The sequence below is a fragment of the Plantibacter sp. MMLR14_011 genome, from assembly GCF_001865025.1.
GTDB classification, from domain to species: domain Bacteria; phylum Actinomycetota; class Actinomycetes; order Actinomycetales; family Microbacteriaceae; genus Plantibacter; species Plantibacter flavus_A.
Map to the genome: position 1 here is coordinate 306275 of NZ_MJGW01000002.1, position 20828 is coordinate 327102.

Below are 20828 nucleotides of genomic sequence, written 5' to 3' on the forward strand. Positions count from 1 at the left end.
GGTCCGTCGTCATCTCGGCCGATGACGACGGAATCGCGCGTCGGAGACCCCTGACACCCCCAGCATTGGGGGCGGTGACCCCCCTGGAGTGGGGGATCCGCCGATGACCCCCGCTTTCTACAGTTGAGGGATATCCAAGGGGGACGCTCATCTCGACCGGGTTCACCGGTCGATCGTGGGTACACGAGTGACGTCGCGTTCTCCGCGGGCGGCCCGAACCGCCCATGTGCACCGCACACCAGAATCGCACCCGAACCCCACCATCGGACAACACCCCATGACGACGTACCCGAACCGCCGTCGGTCCTTCCGACAGGCCGCTCCGCACGCGCGGACCGAGGCCTTCACCGCACTCCTCCCCGAGGGGCCGGTGCACGCGTGAGCGCGGAGATCAACGACAACCCCTTCCCGTTGAGCGCTCCGATCGCGAGCCCGATCGGCCTCCGACGCCGTCGCGCCGCAGCGGCCGGCGCGGAGTCCTCCACCGCCGCGGTGAAGTCCCTGACCCAGCGCGAGTGGTCGCGGCGCTACCGTCGCTGGCTCATCCTCACCGACAGCGTCATCGCACTCTTCGCCGTCTCCGCCGCGTTCGTCGTGCGGTTCGGCGACGACCCGGTCGGCCCCGAGGCCCAGCAGCTCTATGTCCTGCTGTCGGGCGTCATCGTGTTCGTCTGGCTCGCCTTCCTCGGCTTCACCAGGACCCGGGACAGCCGCATCATCGGTTCCGGTGTCGCCGAGTACAAGCGCGTCGTCAACGCCAGCGCGTTCGCCTTCGGCATCCTCGCCATCGTCTTCCTGATCCTGAAGATCGACATCGCCCGGGGCTACTTCATCCTCGCGCTCCCCGCGGGGACACTCGCGCTCCTCGCTTCCCGCTGGATGTGGCGCAGATGGCTGCTCAGCCGTCGTCGCGTCGGCGAGTACACCGCACGGACGGTCGTCGTCGGCCGGCGTGACGACGTCGCGTACGTCCTCGAACAGGTCGCCAAGCAGCACAGCATGAGCTACACCGTCGTCGGTGCGGCCGTGGTCGACCAGGAGACGGCAGAGCCGTTCTCGAGCCGGGGAACCTCCGTCCCGGTCATCGCGCACATCGACGGCGTCGCCCAGGCCGCCGCGAACCTCACCGCCGACGCGGTCATCATCGCCGGCCCCGTCGACGGCGGCAGCGACTACGTCCGCCGACTCGGGTGGGACCTCGAGGGCACGGCGACCGAGCTCGTGCTCGCGGCCCGACTCACCGACGTGGCCGGGCCCCGCATCCACTTCCGCCCGGTGGAGGAGCTACCGCTCATCCACGTGGAGATCCCGCAGTTCGAGGGCGGTCACCACATCATGAAGCGCGCACTCGACATCGGGCTCACGAGCCTCGGGATCCTCCTCATCTCGCCAGTGCTGGCGCTCGTCGCCCTCGCCGTCAGGCTCGACAGCCCGGGCCCGGTCCTCTTCCGGCAGGAACGCGTCGGCAGGAACGGTGAGCGCTTCACGATGTTCAAATTCCGGTCCATGGTCACCGACGCCGAAGCCGTCCTCCCCGCCCTCATGGCGCAGAGTGAGGGCAACGGCGTGCTCTTCAAGATGAGGAACGACCCGCGCGTCACCCGCGTCGGTCGCATCCTGCGCAAGTACTCCCTCGACGAGTTGCCACAGCTGTGGAACATCCTCACCGGCGACATGAGTCTCGTCGGGCCCCGGCCGCCGCTCGCGAGCGAGGTCGCCGAGTACGAGAAGGACGTCCACCGGCGTCTGCACATCAAGCCGGGCCTCACGGGCATGTGGCAGGTCTCCGGACGTTCCGACCTGACGTGGGAGGAGAGCGTCCGCCTGGACCTCTACTACGTCGAGAACTGGTCCATCACGGGCGACCTGATGATCATGTGGCAGACCGTCAAGGTCGTGCTCAAACCGGTCGGCGCGTACTGATGTCAGGACTTCTGTCGGTGATGCCCCCAAAGCGAGGGGTGTCCTGCGAAAAGAGGACAAATCCCCTTCCAGAGGGGGCAACACTTCGATACAGTCGTCACCATCACCGCCCGCAGTCGCACGGCGAGTCACCCGAAAACGGCTCGATCGCACAGCTGCTCACTGGCAAGACCCGCACACCCGAACCCGCCCGCGACGCACTGCAGCGACGACTTACCCGAGCCGTCGGCGCATCACGTCCGGCACCGTGCGCGCCTCGCCACGATTCCCGCGACCCGGTACCCGACCGGTCGCGGAACACCCGAACCCGGGCGCGCCTTCGTCGCCCGACCGCTCACGACCGCTCACCCGAATCAGCGATCGCCTGCAGCGCCCACATGAGAACACAAGGACCGGCATGACCCGAACTGCCCCCATGACTCAGCCCACGGAAGACCCCGACGTCGCCGAGCGGTACTCCGACATCGTCGCCCGTCTCGCCGGTGCACAGAAGAAGCGGACGCGAGGCGCTCCGGCGTACTCGATCTACGTCAACCGCAAGGCGGGTCGCTACCTCGCCGCGGCGGCGTACCAGCTCGGTCTCACGCCGAACATGGTCACCGTGATCAGTGCGGTCTTCACGTTCAGCGGCATCATCATGCTCGCGACCCTGCCGCCGAGCATCGGTCTCGGTGTCGGCGTGTGGCTCTGTCTCGCGATCGGGTACGCCTTCGACTCGGCCGACGGCCAGGTCGCGCGACTGCGCGGCGGCGGATCACCGTCCGGTGAGTGGCTCGACCACGTCATCGATGCGACGAAGATCTCGTCCCTCCACCTCGCCGTCCTCATCAGTGCCTTCCGGTTCTTCGAGCTGCCGACCCCTGCGCTGTTGCTCATCCCCATCGGCTACTGCGTCGTGGCGGCCGTCGCGTTCTTCGCGATCATCCTCAACGAGCAGCTCAAGCGCGTCTACGGTGCCGACCCGGCTCCTGAGAACGGCCACAGCACCATCCTGCGCTCGCTGCTCGTCATCCCGACCGACTACGGCTTCCTCTGCCTGATCTTCGTGCTCCTGGGTGCCCCGCAGGTGTTCTTCGCCGCCTACACCCTCATGTTCCTCGCCAACGCCGGCCACCTGCTGCTCGCGTCGGTGAAGTGGTTCCGTGACATGGAGCGGCTCGGCTCGGTCGGGACCGCGTCCGGCGGCCAGCCCGTCGCGCTCGGCCGGTGACCGCCATCGACGCATCGGAGACCACCCTGGACGCTCACGAGCTCGCCGACACCTCGGCCACCGATGCCGGACAGACGGTCCTCATCGCGAATCCGTCGGGTGACGTCTACGGGTCCGACCTGCAGATGCTCGAAAGCATCACCGCCTTCGTCGAGCGCGGGTACCGGGTGATCGTCGCCCTCCCCGCCGACGGCAAGCTGGTCCCGAAGCTGCTCGGCCGCGGCGCGGAGGTCCGGTTCGTCCCCTTCCCCGTCCTGCGTCGGGCCAACGCCTCGCTGGGCGGCGTCGCCTCGCTCGCGATGGACGGTCTGCGATCCGTCCGCTTCCTGCGCAAGGTCATCGAGGAGATCGCCCCGACCGCGGTCTACGTCAACACCGTGACGCTTCCGTGGTGGATCCTCGCCGCACGCCTGACGCGCACACCGGTCGTCTGCCACGTGCACGAGGCGGAGACCGCGGACGGCAGACTGGTCCGCTTCGCCCTGAACTCGCCCCTGATCCTCGCCGACGCGCTCATCGTCATCAGCCGTGCAGCGGTCGAGGCGACCACCACGGCCGCTCCAGGACTCGCCGGGAAGGTCCGGCTCGTCTTCAACGGCGTCGCAGGCCCGGATGTCGATCCCCTGCCGGCGCCGATCGGTTCCGAGCCGCATCGACTCGCGATCGTGGCCAGGCTCTCCCCGCGGAAGGGGCCCGACATCGCGCTCGACGCGGTCGGGATCCTGCGCCGCGCCGGACGCGACGTGCGGATCGAGATCGCGGGTACGCCGTTCGAGGGGTACGAGTGGTTCGAGCAGCAGCTCCGGGACCGTGCCGACCGACCGGACCTCCGGGGCGCGGTCACCTTCTCGGGCTACGTCTCGCCGATCTGGCCGGCGCTGGAGCGCGCGCACCTCGTCGTCGCCCCCTCGCTCCGGGAACCCTTCGGCAACGCCGTGGTCGAGGCCCAGCTGGCGCTGCGACCCGTCGTCGCATCAGCAGCGCTCGGTCACCTGGAGAGCATCGAGGACGGCGCGACCGGCCTGCTCGTGCCGGCGGGTGACGCCGAGGCCATGGCCGCAGCGGTCGCCGAGCTCCTCGACGATCCGGACCGGAGCGCACGGATCGCCGACCGGGCCCGCCGCTCGGCGCAGGAGCGCTTCTCCCCGGAGCGCTATCGATCAGAGATCATCCAGGTGATCGAGTCCGGCCGTCGCGTCCGCGTCTGACGGCGAGGTCCCCGACGGGCAACGCACCGACCACACGAGGAACGGCCCCTGGCATGCCAGGGGCCGTTCCTCGTGTCAGCCGGACTCGTGCCGGATCACACCCCGAAGAACTCGTCGACCAGGCGTCGCGTGCTCTGGATGTTCTGCCGGCTGGAGGCGCCGAACACCATCGACTCGATGTTCGGCTGCTCGGAGAGCCATTCGATCGCCTCGCGCGGCGGGATCGCACCGGACGCGTAGACGGACATCGCGACGGCACGGAATCGGCGGCCCTCGAGCACCCGCTGGTAGCCCTCGATCCCTCCCGACATGCGGAAGCCGATCTTGTTGATGTTCGAGCACACGATCGGGTTGTCGAGGCCGGCCTCGTCCAAGGCGTCGAGCAGCAGGGGCAGGTTCATCGTGATGAACCCGGGCTGCGCGTGGTACTTCGTGCGCACGTGGTGGTCGAAGATGGCGAACGCGTCCTTGAACCCGAGACCGAGCAGGAGGTCGACGACGACGTTCTGCAGCCAGATCACCGGCGTCTCGACGCCTCGGAACATCGCCATCTCGGCGTCGATGAGCAGCGTGATGATGCCCTCGACGTCCTTCGTGGCGAACGCCTTGCCGCCACGCAGGGCGGCGTTCATCAGGCCCTCCTCAGGCAGGAAGCGCTTGAGCGCACCGAGCATGCCGTTCTCCGTGACGGCGTCCGCGTACTTGTGCGCGTACGGCATGCACGGTTGGAACGTGAAGTCGGCGTACCGCGTCGGGTCGAGCCGTACCCGCTCCGCGACCTCGGCGATCCGGTCGTGTGTGGTGCACATGAACGAGGTGATGCCCTCGTCGTACGCGACGTCGAGCACGTCCATGATCGCGCCGGTGTCCTGGAAGCGCATGGCCTGGGTGCGCGCCTTCTCCTCCGACATGTGGTTGACGCCGAAGAACTGGTTGTCTCCGAACAGGAGCCGGGGAAGCTTCGGGGCAGCTGTCGCGGCCGCGCCGGTCTGGGTCTCTACGCTCGTCGCCATGGGAGGAGGCCTTTCTTCTTCGCGACGGGAGCGGGTGCGGCCGTCGCGGCTCGGGTGGACGGGCCTGCCGCCGCGTCGATGGTGAGGAGTTCGAGGACGTGGTCGGTGGCGGCCGCGCTGGTGAAGGAGTTCGTCCCCAGCACGGCGCCCTCGACGACCCGGGTGACGAAGTGGTCCAGCTGTGCGCTGTACTCCTCGCCCCGCAGGTAGTACCAGACCTCGTCGGTGAGCTCGGTGGTGTACTTGACGTTCCAGCCGGTCTCGTAGCCCTCGATCTCGGGCGCGGTGTCGCGCAGGTAGACCTGGCATTCCTGGCGGTCGGCGTGGATCCGACCGGCGGTCCCGGTGATGGTGATCTGCGTGGTCATCTTGCGGTAGGACTCGTCCGACCAGTTGACGGAGAGCTGCGCGCTGACGCCGGCGTCGAAGAAGAGGGTCGAGAAGACCTCGTCCTCGGTGTGCTCGGAGAACACGCTGCCGAGGACCGTGCCCCCGACGCCGATCGGCTCGCCGGCGTACCAGGTGAGGAGGTCGACGGGGTGGGCGGCGTAGTCGTAGAGGCAGCCACCGCCCTCGTTGCGGTTGCTCCGCCAGGTCGAGCCGCGCGACTTCAGCACGACGGGACCGTAGGCCTCCGCCTGGATGTGCGTGACGCGACCGATGGCACCGAGGTCGAGCAGACGCTTGACCTCGCGGAACGCACCCACGAAGCGGTTGTGGTACCCGACCTGGGTCACGACGCCGCGACGCTCGGCGAGCGCCGCGAGCTCGTCGGAGTCGGCCGCGCTCAGGCTGAGCGGCTTCTCGCAGAAGATGTGGAGACCGCGCTCGAGCACCGACTTCACCATGGGTGCGTGGAACTTCGTCGGGGTCGCGATGATGACCGCGTCGAGCTCGACCGCGGCCAGCATCTCGTCCACCGAGGTGAAGGTCTTGAGGCCGGTGTACTTGCCGAGGACGTCGAGGATGTAGCCGGTCGAGTCGACGACCGCGTCGACGCTCACCCACGGGTGGGCCTTGATCATGGCGAGGTGGGAGAGGCCCATCTTGCCGAGCCCGATCACACCGACCCGCACGCGGGCCGTCTCGATGGGCACTTCCGCGGCCGGGGCGTTCGTTTCAGACACGTGCGACACGTGCACCTCCAAGATAGGTCTGCAGGACGGTTTCGTATTGGCCGGCGACGTGCTCCCAGGTGAACTCCTCGGCGTGCCGCGCGGACGCGGCGGAGGACAGGGCGACACGGCGGGCGGGGTTCTGGAGCAGCTCGCCGATCCGTGCGGCGGCGTCACGGGCGGTGGTGAAGTAGAGGGCGCCGTCGCCGGCGACCCATCGGTTGTACGGGTTGTCGTGGGCGATCACGGCGTTCCCGGCGGCCATCGCCTCGACGAGCGAGGGGTTCGTGCCGCCCACGGTGTGCCCGTGGAGGTAGCCGAGCGCGTGGAATCGGAGGGCGGCGAGCTCGTCGGGGTCGTAGACCGACCCGACGAACGCGACCTCGTCGCTCGCGGCGTCGACGACGGCGCGGTGGTACGGGTCCGTCTCCGGGGTGTAGGTGCCGAAGACGGCGAGGGTGACGCCACGCCGTTCGGCCGAGAACGCCTGCACGAGCTCCAGGATCGTGTTCTCCGGGATCGGGCGGCAGATCAGCGTCAGGTACTCCCCCGGCGTCAGCCCGTGGGCCGTCAGCGGTGCGACGGGTGCCGAGTCGACACGGTGTGCGCCGTAGGTGATCGTCGTGAGCTTCGACCGCTTCGCCTTCTTCGCAAGGTAGGTCTCGATCTCGGGGTGGTCGGCGATGAGCGTGTTCCCGACCCAGCACGCGATGCGTTCGTTCACGTAGAGGATCGCCTGCTTCATGAACCCCCAGCGCGCCCGTGACCATTCGATGCCGTCCATGTTGATGACGTTCGGGATGCCTTTGAGACGCTGCAGGACGTTGAAGACGGCGGTGTTGTAGCCGAACGTGAGGCAGACGTCGTCGAACCGCGAGGCGTGTCCGATCGACTTCAGGTCGAACAGCGAGGTGCCCTTCCACCCGTCCGGACCGACGGGGATCGTCACGCGTTCGATGCCGCGCCAGTCGTCCTCGACGATCGGCCCGTCGCCGTCGGACTGGCAGTACACGATGACGCGCCAGCCCTGATCCCGGAGGAAGACGGCGATGTTCTCGGCTGCCGTCTCGAACCCTCCGTAGGCCGCCGGGATCCCGTGCGTGCCGAGGATCCGAACCGTCGGCTGCCCCTGACGCCGTGCAGCGTTGTCCCCCATCGAGCTTCTCCTCATCGCTCCAGGCGCCGTTCGGGCGACGCGGACACGGAGCGTGTCTCGGCTGGAATGCTGAAGAGCCTACCGCCCAACATTCGTCGGAAAACGGGAAAATCGCGCCCTGCGTACCCCCAAAGACAGGGGTAGTGATGACCCTCGAACCGCTACCGCGCGAGGGCTTCCACAGCGGCGCCGAACCGCTCGACCGAGCGCTGGACGGACCGCAGGGTCGCCCGGTGCGCCCGCTTGCCGAGGTTGTGTCCGTCGGCGATGTCGAGCGGGTCGACGTCGCTCCCGAATCGCGCGAACAGCCCGGTGCGCTCCGGCTTCGGAGCAGGAGCGAGACCTCGACGGGCGTTGAGCAGGGCCGCCAGGTCGGACAGACGCTGATCGGCCGTCGTGCCGGCACCGGGTCGCCAGGTGGCGATCGCCTGGTCGGGCGCTTCGGCGAGCGCTGCCGCCTCGCGGAGGGTGAAGACCTTCGAACGGGCCTCGGGAGAGAGTTTGGCGAGGGCGGAGCGCTCGGCGCGGCTCGCGGTCAGCACGAGCCCCGCACCACCGATCATCGACTTGGTGACGCGGCGTGCACGATGAGCTGACGCCTTTGGCCCCTCCGCCGGCAGGCCGAGGATCGCGGCCGCGTCAGCGCACATCTCGTGCCCGCGACTGACCTCGATGCCGGCGCTCGAGCAGACGAGGCGGTCGAAGCCGGGAATGGTCGAGAACCGGGCTTGGAGGAGCTGTTCCGCGAGCGGGGAGCGACAGACGTTGGCACTGCACACTACGAGGATCCGCGCCATGACGTCCTTCGGTTTTCGCTCGGGGGAAGAATTCCGACAATCGTAGCGTGAGCGCCACACCCCCTTGACCGACACCGAAGGAGACCGCCCTGAACCCCGTCGAACGGGGGTCATCCGCGGGGGTGGACACCCTCGGACTGGGGGTCATCAAACGGCCCGTACCCCCCTGAGTGGGGGCGTCTTTCCCCTGATAAACCGGGAAATCGTCGGTACGCTGAGGTGTTGGGTGTCAACAAACCAGGGGGAGTCAGATGGATCTCGGCGACTACATCGCAACGCTGCGCAAGCAGTGGATCGTCATCGTGGTGCTCGCACTCGTCGGCGCGACCGGAGCCTACGTCTTCGCACAGACGATGGCACCGCAGTACCGTTCCACGACGAGCGTGTTCGTGACCACCGAGGCCGGCAACTCCACGACCGAACTGGTCCAGGGATCCACCTACGTGCAGAACCTCGTGCAGTCCTACGCCGTCCTCGCGTCCTCCCCGATCGTGCTCGAGCCGGTCATCAACGAGCTCGGTCTCGACATGAGCGTCCAGGACCTCGCGGAAGCGGTCACCGCCGACGCGCCCCTCAACACGGTGATCGTCGAGATCTCCGCAGTGTCGACGAGCGCCGAGCAGGCGCAGAGCATCGCCGCCGCCGTGGCGAACTCCCTGTCCTCCGCGGTGGACGGCATCTCCCCGAGGGACGATCAGGACCGCCCGGCCGTCCAGCTCACGATCATCGCGCCGGCCAAGCTCCCCATCTTCGCCTTCGCGCCCAACACCAAACTCCTCGTCGCCGGAGGCGGACTCGGCGGCCTGCTCATCGGCGTCCTGTACGCGTTCGGCCGGGAGCTCCTCGACACGAGGATCCGGTCGCTGCGCGAGCTGCAGCAGGTCTCCGACACCCCCGTCCTCACCACGGTCGCCCGCACACGGAAGGGCGAGCTGCCGACGCAGGCCATGATGCGAAACCCGAACGGCATGATCGCCGAGGGCTTCCGGAGCCTCGCGACGAACCTCAGTTTCGCCGACGTCGACGAACGGATCACCTCCGTCATCGTCACCTCAGCACTCCCCGGTGAGGGCAAGAGCACCGTCGCGCTCGGTCTCGCCCTCGCGATGACCGAACGCGCGCCGCGCGTCCTCCTCATCGACGCGGACCTCCGCCGCCCCTCGATCGCCGGCTACACCCAGATCGAAGGCGAGGTCGGCTTGACCAGTGTCCTCGTGGGCGACATCACCCTCGACGAGGCCGTGCAGTCCTGGGGTCGCGGCAACCTCGACGTCCTCGCCTCCGGCGGGGTGCCGCCGAACCCGAGCCAGCTCCTCGCCTCCGACGCGATGCGCCAGCTGGTGGACCGCGCCAAGGAGTCGTACGACTTCGTCATCATCGACACCGCGCCGATCATCCCGGTCACCGACCCGCTCTGGCTCACGCACATGACCGACGGTGCGATCGTCGTCTCCCGCTACAAGTCGACCCGCCGCCAGCAGCTCCACCGCGCGCTCGAGACCCTCGACGGCGCGAACGCCCGCACGATCGGGCTGGTCCTCAACGGCCTCAAGCAGGACGAGACGAGTTCCTACTACCGCTACAACTCGTACCGCTCGGCTCCGGACACCGTCCCACTCGGCCCACCCGCTGCGGGAGGGGCCACCCCCGCCGCGAACGACGCGGCGCGCACGCCGTCCATGGCCGGCCGCTGAGCCGCTGCCCGACGACGCGCCCGAAGGGACCGAGGAACGATGCCAACACCCGCTCGCCTGAGCCACCGCCGCGCCAGGCTGTACGAGGTCGTCCGCACCGCGCACCTCGAACGGGCCCGTGAACTGGCGCCTGCGAGCATCGTCTACCGTCGCCGCCGCTACGACTTCGACCCGAGCGTCGCCCCGGGCGTCGAGCTCGTCCAGGCCGAGCCGATGGCCGCAGCACGGCTGCTCGTCCGCTCCGGCGTGACCGCGCTCGAGGTCAACGAGCCGCTCCAACTGTCCACCGCCATCGCCACCCTGAGCACCCTGATCGCCCTCGACCTGCGCGCACGCCTCCGTGGAACACGGCCGCTCGTGGTGACGTACGCCATCGAGAACCTCGACCCGATGTCCGCCCGCCCCGCCCGCCTCCGGTCGCGCGTCAAACTCCGGGCGCAGCGTTGGGCCGCCGGTCGGGTGTGGCGTCGTTTCGACCGGATCGTCTACGGGACGACCGGTGCCCGCGATCTGCACGCCCGGGTCCTGCCGGCGCGACGCGACCTCGAGTCCACGGTCATCGAAGCCCTGCCCGCGCCCATGCCCGAGCGGAGCGACATCGTCCGGAACCCCCTGCAGGTCGTCTTCCTCGGAGCCCTCGTCGAGCGGAAGGGCTTCCCCCTGCTCGTCGAAGCCTGGTCAACCGTCCTCCAGCGCGAACCGCGCGCCTCCCTCGTCATCCTCGGCTCCGGCGAGCTCGAGCCCGCAGCGACCGCGCTCAGCGACCGCCACCCGTCCGTCACCTTCCACCGCGACCCGGCACGCTCCGTGATCTTCGACACCCTCGCCGCGAGCCGAACACTCGTCCTGCCCTCTCAGCCACGTCCGGACTGGCGCGAGCAGGTCGGCCTGCCGATCGTCGAGGGCCTCGCCGCCGGCTGCCTCGTGGTGACCACGACCGAGACCGGCGTCGCGGGCTGGCTGGACGAGCACGGCCACCGGGTCATCGAGCCGGGGGACGACGCGGTGGCGCTCGCCGAAGCCCTGCTCGCGACGCTCGCCAGCACCCGGACCCCGGAGAACGTGCTCGCGGACCTTCCCGCCCGTGACGGCCGTCTCGCCGCCGACACCTGGCTGTTCCGTGACGCCGGCGGTGATCGCTGATGGCGCGCGGCAGGGGCGGCATCTGGGCCTCCGTCAGCCAGACGGCCGTCGCGAAGATCTTCGTGATGGGGCTCTCCGGCGTCCTCGGCATCTTCACGAGCCGGATGATCATCGAACACTTCGGCTCCGGCGCCTACGCCCAGTACGGGCTGCTGACGAGCCTGCCGGCCCTGCTGCCGTTCGCCGACCTCGGCATCGCCGCCGTCGTCATCAACGCCATCGCCGGATCCGACGACCCGAAGCGCGACCTGCAGGTGCGGCGTTCGATCGTGACGGCGTTCCGGATCCTCACCGTGTCGGGCGCCGTCATCATGCTCGTCGCCATCCTCATCACCGTCCTCGACCTGTGGCCGGCGATCCTCGGCAACGGCCTCGCACCCGACGGCGGCAGCGTCGCGGCGTTCCTCTGCCTCGCGACGTTCGGACTCGTCCTGCCGATGACCGTCGGTCAACGCATCCTCATCGGAGTCGGTAAGACAAGCACCCAGGTCGCGACGCAGGCGATCGCCGCTCCGGCGATCTTCCTCGGCGTGTGGCTCTTCGTCGTCACCGGGTTCGACGGCGGCTCCTTCGTCGCCGTCCTCTCCTACGCGGCGAGCGGCGTCGTCGCCGCCGTCTGCCTGGTGCTCGCCGCGCGCTCGATCAGGCCGCAGGTCTGGCAGGCGATGAAGGAGGTGCCCAAGCTCCGCAGCGCTCCGGGCGTCCCCGCGTTCGCCCTCGCCTGGCCGATGGTCGTCCAGATGATCGCCTTGCCCATCGCCATGCAGACCGACCGCTTGCTGCTCAGCCACCTGACGACCGGACCGGAACTCGCCCAGTACAACCTCGCGACGCAGCTCTTCGGGCTCGTCATCCAGACGATCGGTGCGGCCGGGCTGGCCCTGTGGCCGATCTATGCCAAGGCGCGGTCCGCGAAGCGCGTCGAGTCGCCGCTCGTCCCGACGCTGTGGTTCCTCGGCGGCGGGCTCGCCCTCGCGGTCGTCCTCGCGGCGATCTCCCCGTGGATCGCCGGGTTCGTCTCCGACGGCGAGATCACCCTCGGTTGGCCGATCCTCGTCTCCTACGTCGTGTTCGTCGCCCTCCAGGCCGCGAAGTACCCGGTCGGGATGTACATGACGGACGCGAAGGGGCTCCAGTTCCAGGTCCTCCCCATCCTGTTCATGGTGCCGCTCAACCTCGGCCTCTCCTGGGTGCTCATCCCCGTCCTCGGTGCCGCAGGTCCCATCGTCGGATCCGCGGTCGCGGTCGCGATCTGCCAGGTCGTCCCGAACCTCTGGTACGTCCAGCGCGACCTCGCGAAGCGACGCCGGCTCGCGACGGAAGCGGAGCCCGTCGATGTCGCTCGCTGACCCGAAGACGACGGCGGGCCCGACGGGGACCGCAAGCCCGCGGTGGCGTGCGGCCCGCCCGCGGCGCGTATCGCGGGGCACCGTCGGAGCACCCGCGGACGAGCGGCTCGAACCGCTCCCGGTCCTGCGACCGCCGGCCGATCCGACCATGGCGACGGTCCACCGCATCATCGCGATCGTGTTCCTCGTGCTCCTCGGCGCTCGCCTCCAGGTCTTCCAGGGCTTCACCGTGGGCTTCGGCGTGGCCCTGATCCTGCTCCCCCTCTGGATGGGCGAGCTCCGGAGGTACCGTGGCGGAGTGCCCCTGCTCCTCGGCGGGGTCGCTGCAGCGGTGTCGGGGCTCTGGCTCACGGCTGCGATGGCCGACGACCACCAGACCGGCCAGGGCGTCGCCATCGGTGCGACCATCGTGCTCCTCGGCCCACTCGTGTCGGTCGCGTGCATCGTCTGGACCCGGACGGTCTTGACGCCGTCGCACATCATCGTGTTCTACGGCCTCGGACTGCTCGTTCGTGCCGTCATCGCCGGCCCGGGCGGTACCGCCTACATGACGAACGTGTGGAAGTTCCAGTACTCGGTCCCGCTGACCGTGATCCTGCTCGGACTGGCCCTGGCGACCCGCCGCCGCTGGATCGAGGTCGCCGTCGTCGCCGCCCTCGCAGCCGTGTCGATCCTCAACGACTCGCGGTCGCTGTTCGCGATCCTGCTCCTGACCCTCTGCCTCGTCGCCTGGCAGATGCGCTCCGCCGGCAGGAGCCGCAAGGCGTCGACCGCACGGGTCATCATCGGGATCGGCATCGCCGCGGCGTTCGTGTTCAACGTCGGCCAGGCCCTGCTCCTCGACGGGGTGTTCGGCGCGGAGACCCAGAGTCGCACCGTCGCGCAGCTCGATCAGTCGGGATCCATCCTGCTCGGCGGACGACCGGAGCTCGCCGCGACCGCCGCCCTCTTCCTCCATCAGCCGGCGGGGTACGGGAGCGGCACCTACGCCTCTCTGAGCGACGTGCTGGTCGCCAAGACCGGTATGGCCTCCATCGGGTACGACCCGAACAACGGTTACGTCGAACGCTTCATGTTCGGCACCGGGTTCGAGGTCCACTCCACCATCGGCGACCTCTGGGTCCGCTTCGGCCTCATCGGGCTCGCCCTGGCCGTGCTGATCGCCTGGCTCACCATCTACGGCCTCGGGCACGGCATCGCACGGCGCAACGCGAGCGCCGTCGTCATCTTCCTGGGGGTGCGGACCTGTTGGGACCTTTTCTTCAGTCCGCTCTACAGTTCCGTCCCGACGCTCACCCTGTTCCTGGGGCTCGCCCTCATCCTGAAGGTCGGCACCGACGGCCCTGGTGCGGGACGACACCAGGCGACCCTCGCGTCCGAGCACCGTCGGGGGGACGCAGCATGACCGGACCCGTGCGTTCACCCGAGCGGATCGGCATCGTCGTCGTGAACTACGGCGACCCCGCACTCCTCGAGCAGCACCTCGCGACTCTGACCCGCGCCGTACCCGGCCTCCGGACCGTCGTCGTCGACAACTACTCCTCCCCTGCAGCCCGCGACGCCGTCACTCAGCTCGCCGACGCGGAACGCTGGGACGTCATCCTGCCCGACGACAACCTCGGATTCGGCGCCGGCATGAACCTCGGTGTCGCCCGGGCGATCGAACTCGGCGTCGAGCAGGTGCTGCTCCTCAACCCGGACGCGTCGCTCACGCCCGAGGCGCTCGACGTGCTCTCGCATCGTTGCGCCGAGCAGCCGATGACGATGCTCGCTCCGCGGATCGAGCGACCGGACGGCAGCCTGTGGTTCGACGGGGTGGACCTGTATCTGCACGACGGGACGATCCGATCGCGGAGACGACGCGAGGACCACCCCGGGGCAGCCGTGGCGCCGTGGTTGAGCGGTGCCTGCCTCATGCTCAGCACGGAACTCTGGGAGCGCACCGGCGGCTTCCACGACGCCTACTTCCTCTACTGGGAGGATGTCGACCTGTCGCACCGCGTCGTCGCCGTCGGCGGCTCGCTGGCCGTCGTCGAGGAGGCCACCGCCGTCCACGACGAGGGCGGCACCCACGACCGCTCGGACGCCGCCTCGGCGCGTGCCAAGTCGACGACCTACTACTACTTCAACATCCGGAACCGTCTCGTCTACGCGGCCGAACATCTCTCGCCGGCCGAGGTGCGGGCCTGGAGACGCTCGACCATCCCCGTGGCCTGGTCCGTGCTCCTGCAGGGCGGTCGTCGGCAGTTCCTCAGCACCCGCAGCCCCCTCCGTGCGGGCGTCCGCGGGGTCGTCGACGGGCTCCGGCTCTCGAAGGCCGCCGCGCGCGGACGCTGACGCACGCGGTCACGCAGCCAGGCCATCGCCTCGGCGTCGCCGCTGCGCGTGGACGCCTCCCCGCACGTCGAACGGCCGGCCGTCCCGAAGGACGACCGGCCGTTCACCCGCGGTGGACTAGACCGTCGGCTTGACGAGGTACTCGTCGAACCGGGCGATGATCGGCCCGTTGGTCGCGGTGCCCGAGATGTACTGGCTCAGTCCGACGGTGCCGGGAGCCTGCAGCGCCGCCGTCGAGTCGACGCTCGTCAGCTGCCAGTTCGTCGGTTCGGTCGTCCCGGCCGCCCAGACCTTCGCACGCACCGTGGTGGGCGAGGTGCCGAACACCTGCAGACGGACCTGCAGCTGCTGGCCGGGGACGTACACCAGGTCGGCGATGTTCACGGCGGACAGGGTGGTGCCGCCCTGCAGGAGCTGCAGCTGCACCCCGCTGTTCGAGCGGATCCACACCCGCGCCGCGTAGTTCGCCGAGCCGACCTGACGGCCGATCACCGAGACGTAGTTGCCGCCGCCGGTCGGTCCCTGATCGAACGAGACCTTCACGCTGCTGTCGGAGCTCGTCTGGCTCACGCCGTTGAGCGTGGTGGCCCGGGTCTGGCCGGCCGGGGTCGTGATCACGGCCTTGCCGTCGGCGAGGCTGAACGCGGACGGGTTGTTCGCCGGCGTCCAGGCGCCACCCGCCTCGGCCGTCCCCCACCCGGCACCGGCCGGACGCTCGAAGGCGTCCTGCGCGGTGGCCGGGGTGACCGGGGGCACGACGACCGTTCCTGCCACGGTGACCTGCTTCTGGGTCGCCGCAGTGGCGCCGGCGTTGTCGGTCACGGTCAGCGTCACCGTGAAGGTGCCGTCGGCCGCGTAGGTGTGGCTCGCGGTCGCTCCGGTGGCGGTGGCTCCGTCTCCGAAGTCCCAGGTGTACCCGGTGACGGTGCCGTCAGTGTCGGTTGATCCCGATCCGTCGGTCGTCAGGGCGAGGCCGGTCACGCTCGTCGTGAAGGCGGCGGTCGGTGCGACGTTCGGCGGTGGCGCTTGCACCGTGACCGTGCTGGTCTTGGTGGCGGAGGCTCCCGCGTTGTCGGTCACGGTGAGCTTCACCGGGTACGCCCCTGCAGCCGCGTAGGTGTGACTCGCGGTGACGCCCGTCCCCGAGGTGCCGTCCCCGAAGTCCCAGACGTAGGACGCGATGGAGCCGTCCGAGTCGGTCGACGTCGAAGCGTCGAAGGAGGCGGTCAGGAACGTCGCCGCCTGCGTGAACGCCGCGGTGGGCGGCACGTTCGCCGGCGGCGCCGTGACCGAGCCGGAGGGCTGCGCGATCAGGTTGCCGAAGCGCGTCACCACGGTGCCGCCGGTGGCGGTGCCCGAGATGTACGAGCGGAGGCTCACCGAGCCGGCCGCCTGCAGGGCCGCGGTGCTGTCCGTGGCCGTCAGCTGCCAGGCGGTGGGCTCGGTCGATCCGATCGCCCAGACCTTGGCCTTGAGCTCGGTCGGCGAGGTCCCGACGGCTTGGAACCGGACCTGCAGCTGGGTACCGGGCAAGTAGGTCAGACCGTCGATGTTCACCGCCTTGAGGATCGTGTTCCCGTTCATCAGTTGGAGCTGCACACCCTGGTTGTTCCGGATCCAGATCCGCGCGGCGTAGCTGTCGGCGCCGACGACGCGACCCATGACCGAGGCGTAGTTCCCGCCGCCGGTCGAGCTCTTGTCGAAGGACAGGCGGACCTGCGTCTCGGTGTCCGTGGCGCCGGCCGTGGTCAGCTTGGCTGTCCGCGTGAGGCCGACTGCGGTCGAGATGAGACCGCTGCCACCCGCCACGGAGTAGTTGGACGCCGCGTCGAGGGTCCAGGCGCCTCCCACGTCGGCGGAACCCCATCCGCCGGTGACCGAGCGGGCGAAGGTGTCCTTCGCCAAGACGGTCGCCGCGGGCGGAGCCACCACCGTGACGGCCTGCGAGGTCGTCGTACTGGCCCCGCCGTTGTCGGTGACCGTCAGCGCGAGCGTGTACGTCCCACCGGCGGCGTAGGCGTGTGCCGCCGTCGCACCCGTGCTGGTCGCGCCGTCACCGAAGTTCCACGCGTAGGAGGCGATCGTCCCGTCCGGGTCGCTCGACGCCGAGCCGTCGACCGTGACCGTGAGGCCCGATGCGGTCGGGGTGAAGGCGGCGACCGGGGGCTGGTTCACCGGGACGGTCGTCACGACGGCCTGGCTCGTCTCTCCGAGGAGCCCCTTGTCGTCGGTCACCGTCAGGTGGACGGTGAACGAGCCCGCCGAGGCGTACGTGTGACTCGGGTTGACGCCGGTCCCGGTCGTGCCGTCGCCGAAGTTCCAGGCGTACGAGGCGATCGTTCCGTCGGAGTCGCTCGATGCCGAGGCGTCGAACTGGACCCCCAGGTTCGCGACGGTCGCGGTGAACGACGCCGTGGGGGCGACGTTCGGTGCGACGACGGTCGCCGGGTGCTGCAGGGTCCCGGTTCCGCCGCGGTTGTCGGTCACCGTGAGCGTCACCGTGTAGGTGCCGGCCGCGGCGTAGGTGTGATCGGTCGTCACGCCGGTGCCGGTGGTGCCGTCGCCGAAGTCCCAGGCGTAGGACGCGATGGTCCCGTCGGAGTCGACCGAGCTCGACGCATCGAGGTGCGCGGTGAGGTCGGTGTTCGTGACGGCGAAGCCGGCGGTCGGAGCGACGTTCGGCAGGATGCCGAGCCCGAGGTCGTGGTGCTGGGTGACCTGCGCCGCGGTGAGCGGCTGCGCGTAGACGGCCACCTCGTCGATGCGTCCGGTGAAGGTGCCGGCCGTTCCACCCCACGTCGTGTCGGAGCCCACGCGCCAGTACCCGGTGTAGTCCTGAGCACTCGTCTGCGGGTTGGTCCCCTGGAGGACACCGTCGACGTAGAGCTTCATGCCCGCCGACGACTGCTGTGCCACGACGTGGTGCCAGGCCCCGTCGTTGTAGGCGGACTGGGTCGTGATCGTGTTGGTCTGACCGGTCCAGGTGCCGAAGGTGAGCTGGCCGCCGTTCTCCATGTAGATGTGCCGGTCGTAGCCGCCGGAACCGCCCTGCTGGTTGGAACCGAAGCCGACGATCTTGCCACCGTTGGTGGTCGTGGTGTTGAACCAGGCCTCGAGCGCGTAGCTCGTCGGGTTTGAGTAAGCCGTGTCGCTGGCGACACCTGCCCCATCGGGACCGAACTGTGCGGAGCGGTTCCCGGCGACGCCGGCGAGCGCACCGTTCTGGTCCTTCCCGACGGCACCGTAGTAGGTGGCGGGGCTGTCGTTCCGGCCGGAGTCCTTCGCCGTGGTGCCGGTCGTCTCATCGAAGCGCCAGTAGGACGTCGGGTCGAGGTTGAACACCGCTGCACCGTAGGCGTCGGTGGGAGCAGCCGGGACCGGCGAGGTCCGGCCGGAGGCCACGTAGTGGTTCACGATCGTGTCGCGGTCGAGGACCGTCGGGTAGATCGCGGTGTCGTCGATCGCGCCGGCGAAGTAGTCGCTCGAGCGCGAGCCCGGCCAACCGCCGAGGTTGTCGCCGCCGACCCGCCAGTAGCCGGTGAAGTCCTGGCCGCTCGTCGTGTCGGTGCGGCTGTCGAGCTTCTTGCCGTCCACGAAGAGCTGCATGCCGTTGGCGCCGAGCGTCGCGACCACGTGGTGCCACTCGCCGTCGTTGTACGCCTTCGCTGACTGGACGGTCCGGACGGTGCCCGGGTAGACACCGAACATCAGGCGCCCGTCGTTGTTCATGAAGATCATGCGGTCGTAGTTCCCGGAGGTCCCGGTGGAGTTCCCGCCGAAGCCGAGGATCTTGCCGCCACGGTCGGTGGTCGTCTTGATCCAGGTCTCAGCGGTGAAGGTGTTCGGCGCGTGCTGCGCCGTCGTGGTCGAGGCTGCGCTGTCGCTCGTGCCGGCGAACGTGGTCGCGGTCGTGTTCGAGCCGATGATCGGACCCGCCGTCCCGCGCGTCGTGTTGCTCGTCAGCGTCAGGTCGTCGCCGGTGGCCCAGTCGTAGCCGGTGGTGCCGCTGGCCTCGCCGAGCGGCCAGAACGACGTGGGACCGGACGCGAGGACGGCCTGCGCGTACGCCGAGGTGGAGCCGTCGGCGGACACGGTCACCGGGACGTTGTCACTCATCGTCGAGTTGCCGAGCGGATCGGTCACCTTGACGCGGTAGTTGACGGTCGTCCCCGGCGTCAGGCCGCTGTCGGTGTACATGAGGTTGCTGACCTTCCAGAAGGTCGAGCGCACGGACTTCGTCATGATCGGCGTCGCCGTCTGGTTGTTGCGGATCAGCTCGTACTTGAGGAGTTCGTTGTCGCGGTCGTTGTTCGTCTTCCAGGAGACGCGCACGGTGCCGCTGGCGAGCGAGACAGCGGTGACCGGGAACGCACTCCCCTTGAGCTTCGGACCCTCGAGGTTCGGTGCGACCGCCTTCGTCGCGAATCGGACCAGTCCCTGCTGCGACTTGTTGTTGACGGCGAGGAACTCCCCGCCGTAGACGACGTAGTTCGTGCTCGCCGCGACGCTCCACGGACCCTGGTTCTGGTTGGTCGCGGTACCGGGAGTGAAGTCCGGGAACCAGCTCAGGATGCTCGGCGTCGGTTGACCGGCGTAGTTGTAGTAGCCGTACGGGTCTGCCGTGGCCGTGCCGGTGGTGGTCTTCGAGAACGCCAGTGCGTTCTGGAACGTCCACGGCTGGGTCTGCGGGAAACCGCCGATGTTTCCGCAGTAGTGCGGGTGGCCGGCGATGTAGACGGCGTCGCCGTGCGAGGCGACCGAGTAGGAGTCGCCGTGGCAGTCCTCGACCCAGTTCATGTCGCCGTTCGCCCAGCCGGCGTTGAAGGCCCCCTCGAGGTTGCCCCCGGAGCCGAAGACGTAGCCGGTGCCGTAGACGTTGTTCGCGTCGCTCGTGAGCGAGTAGATCGCGGCGTTGGCGCCGCCGTTGCGGATGAGGCCGTTGACGTTCCACGGGAGGAGCGCACCGGCGGTCGCGTCCACGGCGCCGAGGCCGTAGCCGGGGTTGCTGCTGCCGTTGAGCGTCGTGAACGCTCCGCCGAGGATCACCTTGGACTGGTCTGGCGCGATCGCGAGGGCGCGGACGACGCCGCCCTCGGTGACGGGCGCCCAGGGCAGGAGGGCACCGGCGTTCGTGAACGCCGCCGCTCCCTTCCTGGTCTGGCCGCCGGCGTTGGTGAATCCGCCACCGACGTACACCGTGCTGTTCGTCGCTGCGACGCTGTAGGCGATGTAGTTGAGTGCCGGGGCGAAGGACTTGAGGGCGCCGGTCGCCGTGTCGAACGCGGCGATCCGCGTCCGATCCTGCCCGTTGACCTTCGTGAAGCTACCGGCGACGTAGAGGGTCTTGCCGTCAGGCGAGGCTGTGACCGCCTTGACCTCGGCGTTGAGGACCGGAGCGAACGAGTTGATGAGCACGCCGGTGGTGAGGTCGTACGCGAGCAGGTAGGTGCGGTCGACCTCGCCGACGCCGGCTGCGTTGCCGGCCGGACGAGCCTTCGTGAAGGTGCCGCCCGCGTAGACGGTGTTCCCGACGACGACCTGCGACCACACGGTCTTGTTGATCTGCACCGTGGGCAGCGCGTCCGCCGAGACCGTCGATGCCTCGCCGGCGCCCTGGGGGACCGTGTCGGCCACCGCCGGAGCCGCCGTCGCGGTGAACGTGAGCAGCGCGGCGAACACCGCGCCGATCACGCCGAGCGCCACGGGCTTCTTCAACTTGGACGGGACGCCGCGGGCGTCGTTACGGCTCGGCGCGTGCGCGCTCGGTCGATCCTGGGATCGCAGAAATCTGGACACGGGTTCTCGGGTTTCGCTGGAGGCGGGCTCGGGGCGCGACAGAACTCCGCGGACGGGCCGAGGGGTGCGATCGTGTTTCGGATCCAC

Annotated in this window: 13 protein-coding genes; 8 read left to right on the forward strand and 5 right to left on the reverse strand. The window is 69.3% G+C overall.

The annotated features are described in order from the left end of the window. Positions 1–378: 378 nt before the first annotated feature. The 3 genes from BIU99_RS04285 (at position 379) to BIU99_RS04295 (ending at position 4341) form a co-directional block, all read left to right on the forward strand. Positions 379–1923 carry a sugar transferase gene (locus BIU99_RS04285; protein WP_254773563.1) on the forward strand — a complete coding sequence of 515 codons (1545 nt, stop codon included), beginning with the start codon at positions 379–381 and terminating at the stop codon, positions 1921–1923. A 415-nt stretch (positions 1924–2338) separates the two neighbouring features. Beyond that, positions 2339–3133, forward strand: a complete 795-nt coding sequence (locus BIU99_RS04290; protein WP_071259728.1) for a CDP-alcohol phosphatidyltransferase family protein — start codon at positions 2339–2341, stop codon at positions 3131–3133. Further along, positions 3130–4341: a glycosyltransferase family 4 protein gene (locus tag BIU99_RS04295; RefSeq protein ID WP_083397188.1), complete on the forward strand. Its 1212-nt coding sequence runs from the start codon at positions 3130–3132 to the stop codon at positions 4339–4341. The genes BIU99_RS04290 and BIU99_RS04295 overlap by 4 nt, the downstream gene beginning before the upstream one ends. Before the next feature lie 95 nt (positions 4342–4436). Here BIU99_RS04295 and BIU99_RS04300 read toward each other — a convergent pair whose 3' ends face one another. The 4 genes from BIU99_RS04300 to BIU99_RS04315 form a co-directional block, all read right to left on the reverse strand. After that, on the reverse strand, positions 4437–5354 hold the full coding sequence (locus tag BIU99_RS04300; protein WP_071259731.1) for a hypothetical protein: 918 nt from the start codon (positions 5352–5354) through the stop codon (positions 4437–4439). Then, entirely contained in the window at positions 5339–6481 is a 1143-nt protein-coding gene (locus BIU99_RS04305) for a Gfo/Idh/MocA family protein (RefSeq protein ID WP_197977383.1), read from the reverse strand. Before BIU99_RS04305 ends, BIU99_RS04300 begins: the two co-directional genes overlap by 16 nt. Beyond that, on the reverse strand, positions 6474–7625 hold the full coding sequence (locus tag BIU99_RS04310) for a DUF1972 domain-containing protein (RefSeq protein ID WP_071259734.1): 1152 nt from the start codon (positions 7623–7625) through the stop codon (positions 6474–6476). The genes BIU99_RS04305 and BIU99_RS04310 overlap by 8 nt, the downstream gene beginning before the upstream one ends. A 161-nt stretch (positions 7626–7786) precedes the next feature. Further along, positions 7787–8422, reverse strand: a complete 636-nt coding sequence (locus tag BIU99_RS04315; RefSeq protein ID WP_071259737.1) for a hypothetical protein — start codon at positions 8420–8422, stop codon at positions 7787–7789. A 251-nt stretch (positions 8423–8673) separates the two neighbouring features. On the opposite strand from BIU99_RS04315, the gene BIU99_RS04320 reads away from it, so the two are divergent. From BIU99_RS04320 to BIU99_RS04340, 5 genes are read left to right on the forward strand one after another with little or no spacing between them, the layout of a single operon-like run. Continuing rightward, positions 8674–10116, forward strand: coding sequence for a polysaccharide biosynthesis tyrosine autokinase (locus BIU99_RS04320; RefSeq protein WP_071259739.1), 1443 nt, complete (start codon positions 8674–8676; stop codon positions 10114–10116). Between the two features lie 39 nt (positions 10117–10155). Then, on the forward strand, positions 10156–11259 hold the full coding sequence (locus tag BIU99_RS04325; RefSeq protein ID WP_083397190.1) for a glycosyltransferase: 1104 nt from the start codon (positions 10156–10158) through the stop codon (positions 11257–11259). Further along, a complete protein-coding gene (locus BIU99_RS04330) occupies positions 11259–12608 on the forward strand; it encodes an oligosaccharide flippase family protein (RefSeq protein WP_071259741.1) in 1350 nt (449 codons plus the stop codon). Before BIU99_RS04325 ends, BIU99_RS04330 begins: the two co-directional genes overlap by 1 nt. Continuing rightward, on the forward strand, positions 12595–14013 hold the full coding sequence (locus BIU99_RS04335) for a hypothetical protein (RefSeq protein ID WP_071259743.1): 1419 nt from the start codon (positions 12595–12597) through the stop codon (positions 14011–14013). The genes BIU99_RS04330 and BIU99_RS04335 overlap by 14 nt, the downstream gene beginning before the upstream one ends. Further along, the gene (locus BIU99_RS04340; protein WP_071259745.1) at positions 14010–14945 is read left to right on the forward strand and encodes a glycosyltransferase; all 936 of its coding nucleotides are present in this window, start codon (positions 14010–14012) and stop codon (positions 14943–14945) included. The genes BIU99_RS04335 and BIU99_RS04340 overlap by 4 nt, the downstream gene beginning before the upstream one ends. Before the next feature lie 117 nt (positions 14946–15062). Here the strand turns inward: BIU99_RS04340 and BIU99_RS04345 are convergent, their stop codons facing one another. Beyond that, positions 15063–20741 (reverse strand): PKD domain-containing protein, encoded by a 5679-nt coding sequence (locus BIU99_RS04345; RefSeq protein WP_139205339.1) that lies wholly within the window; start codon positions 20739–20741, stop codon positions 15063–15065. Positions 20742–20828 lie beyond the last annotated feature (87 nt).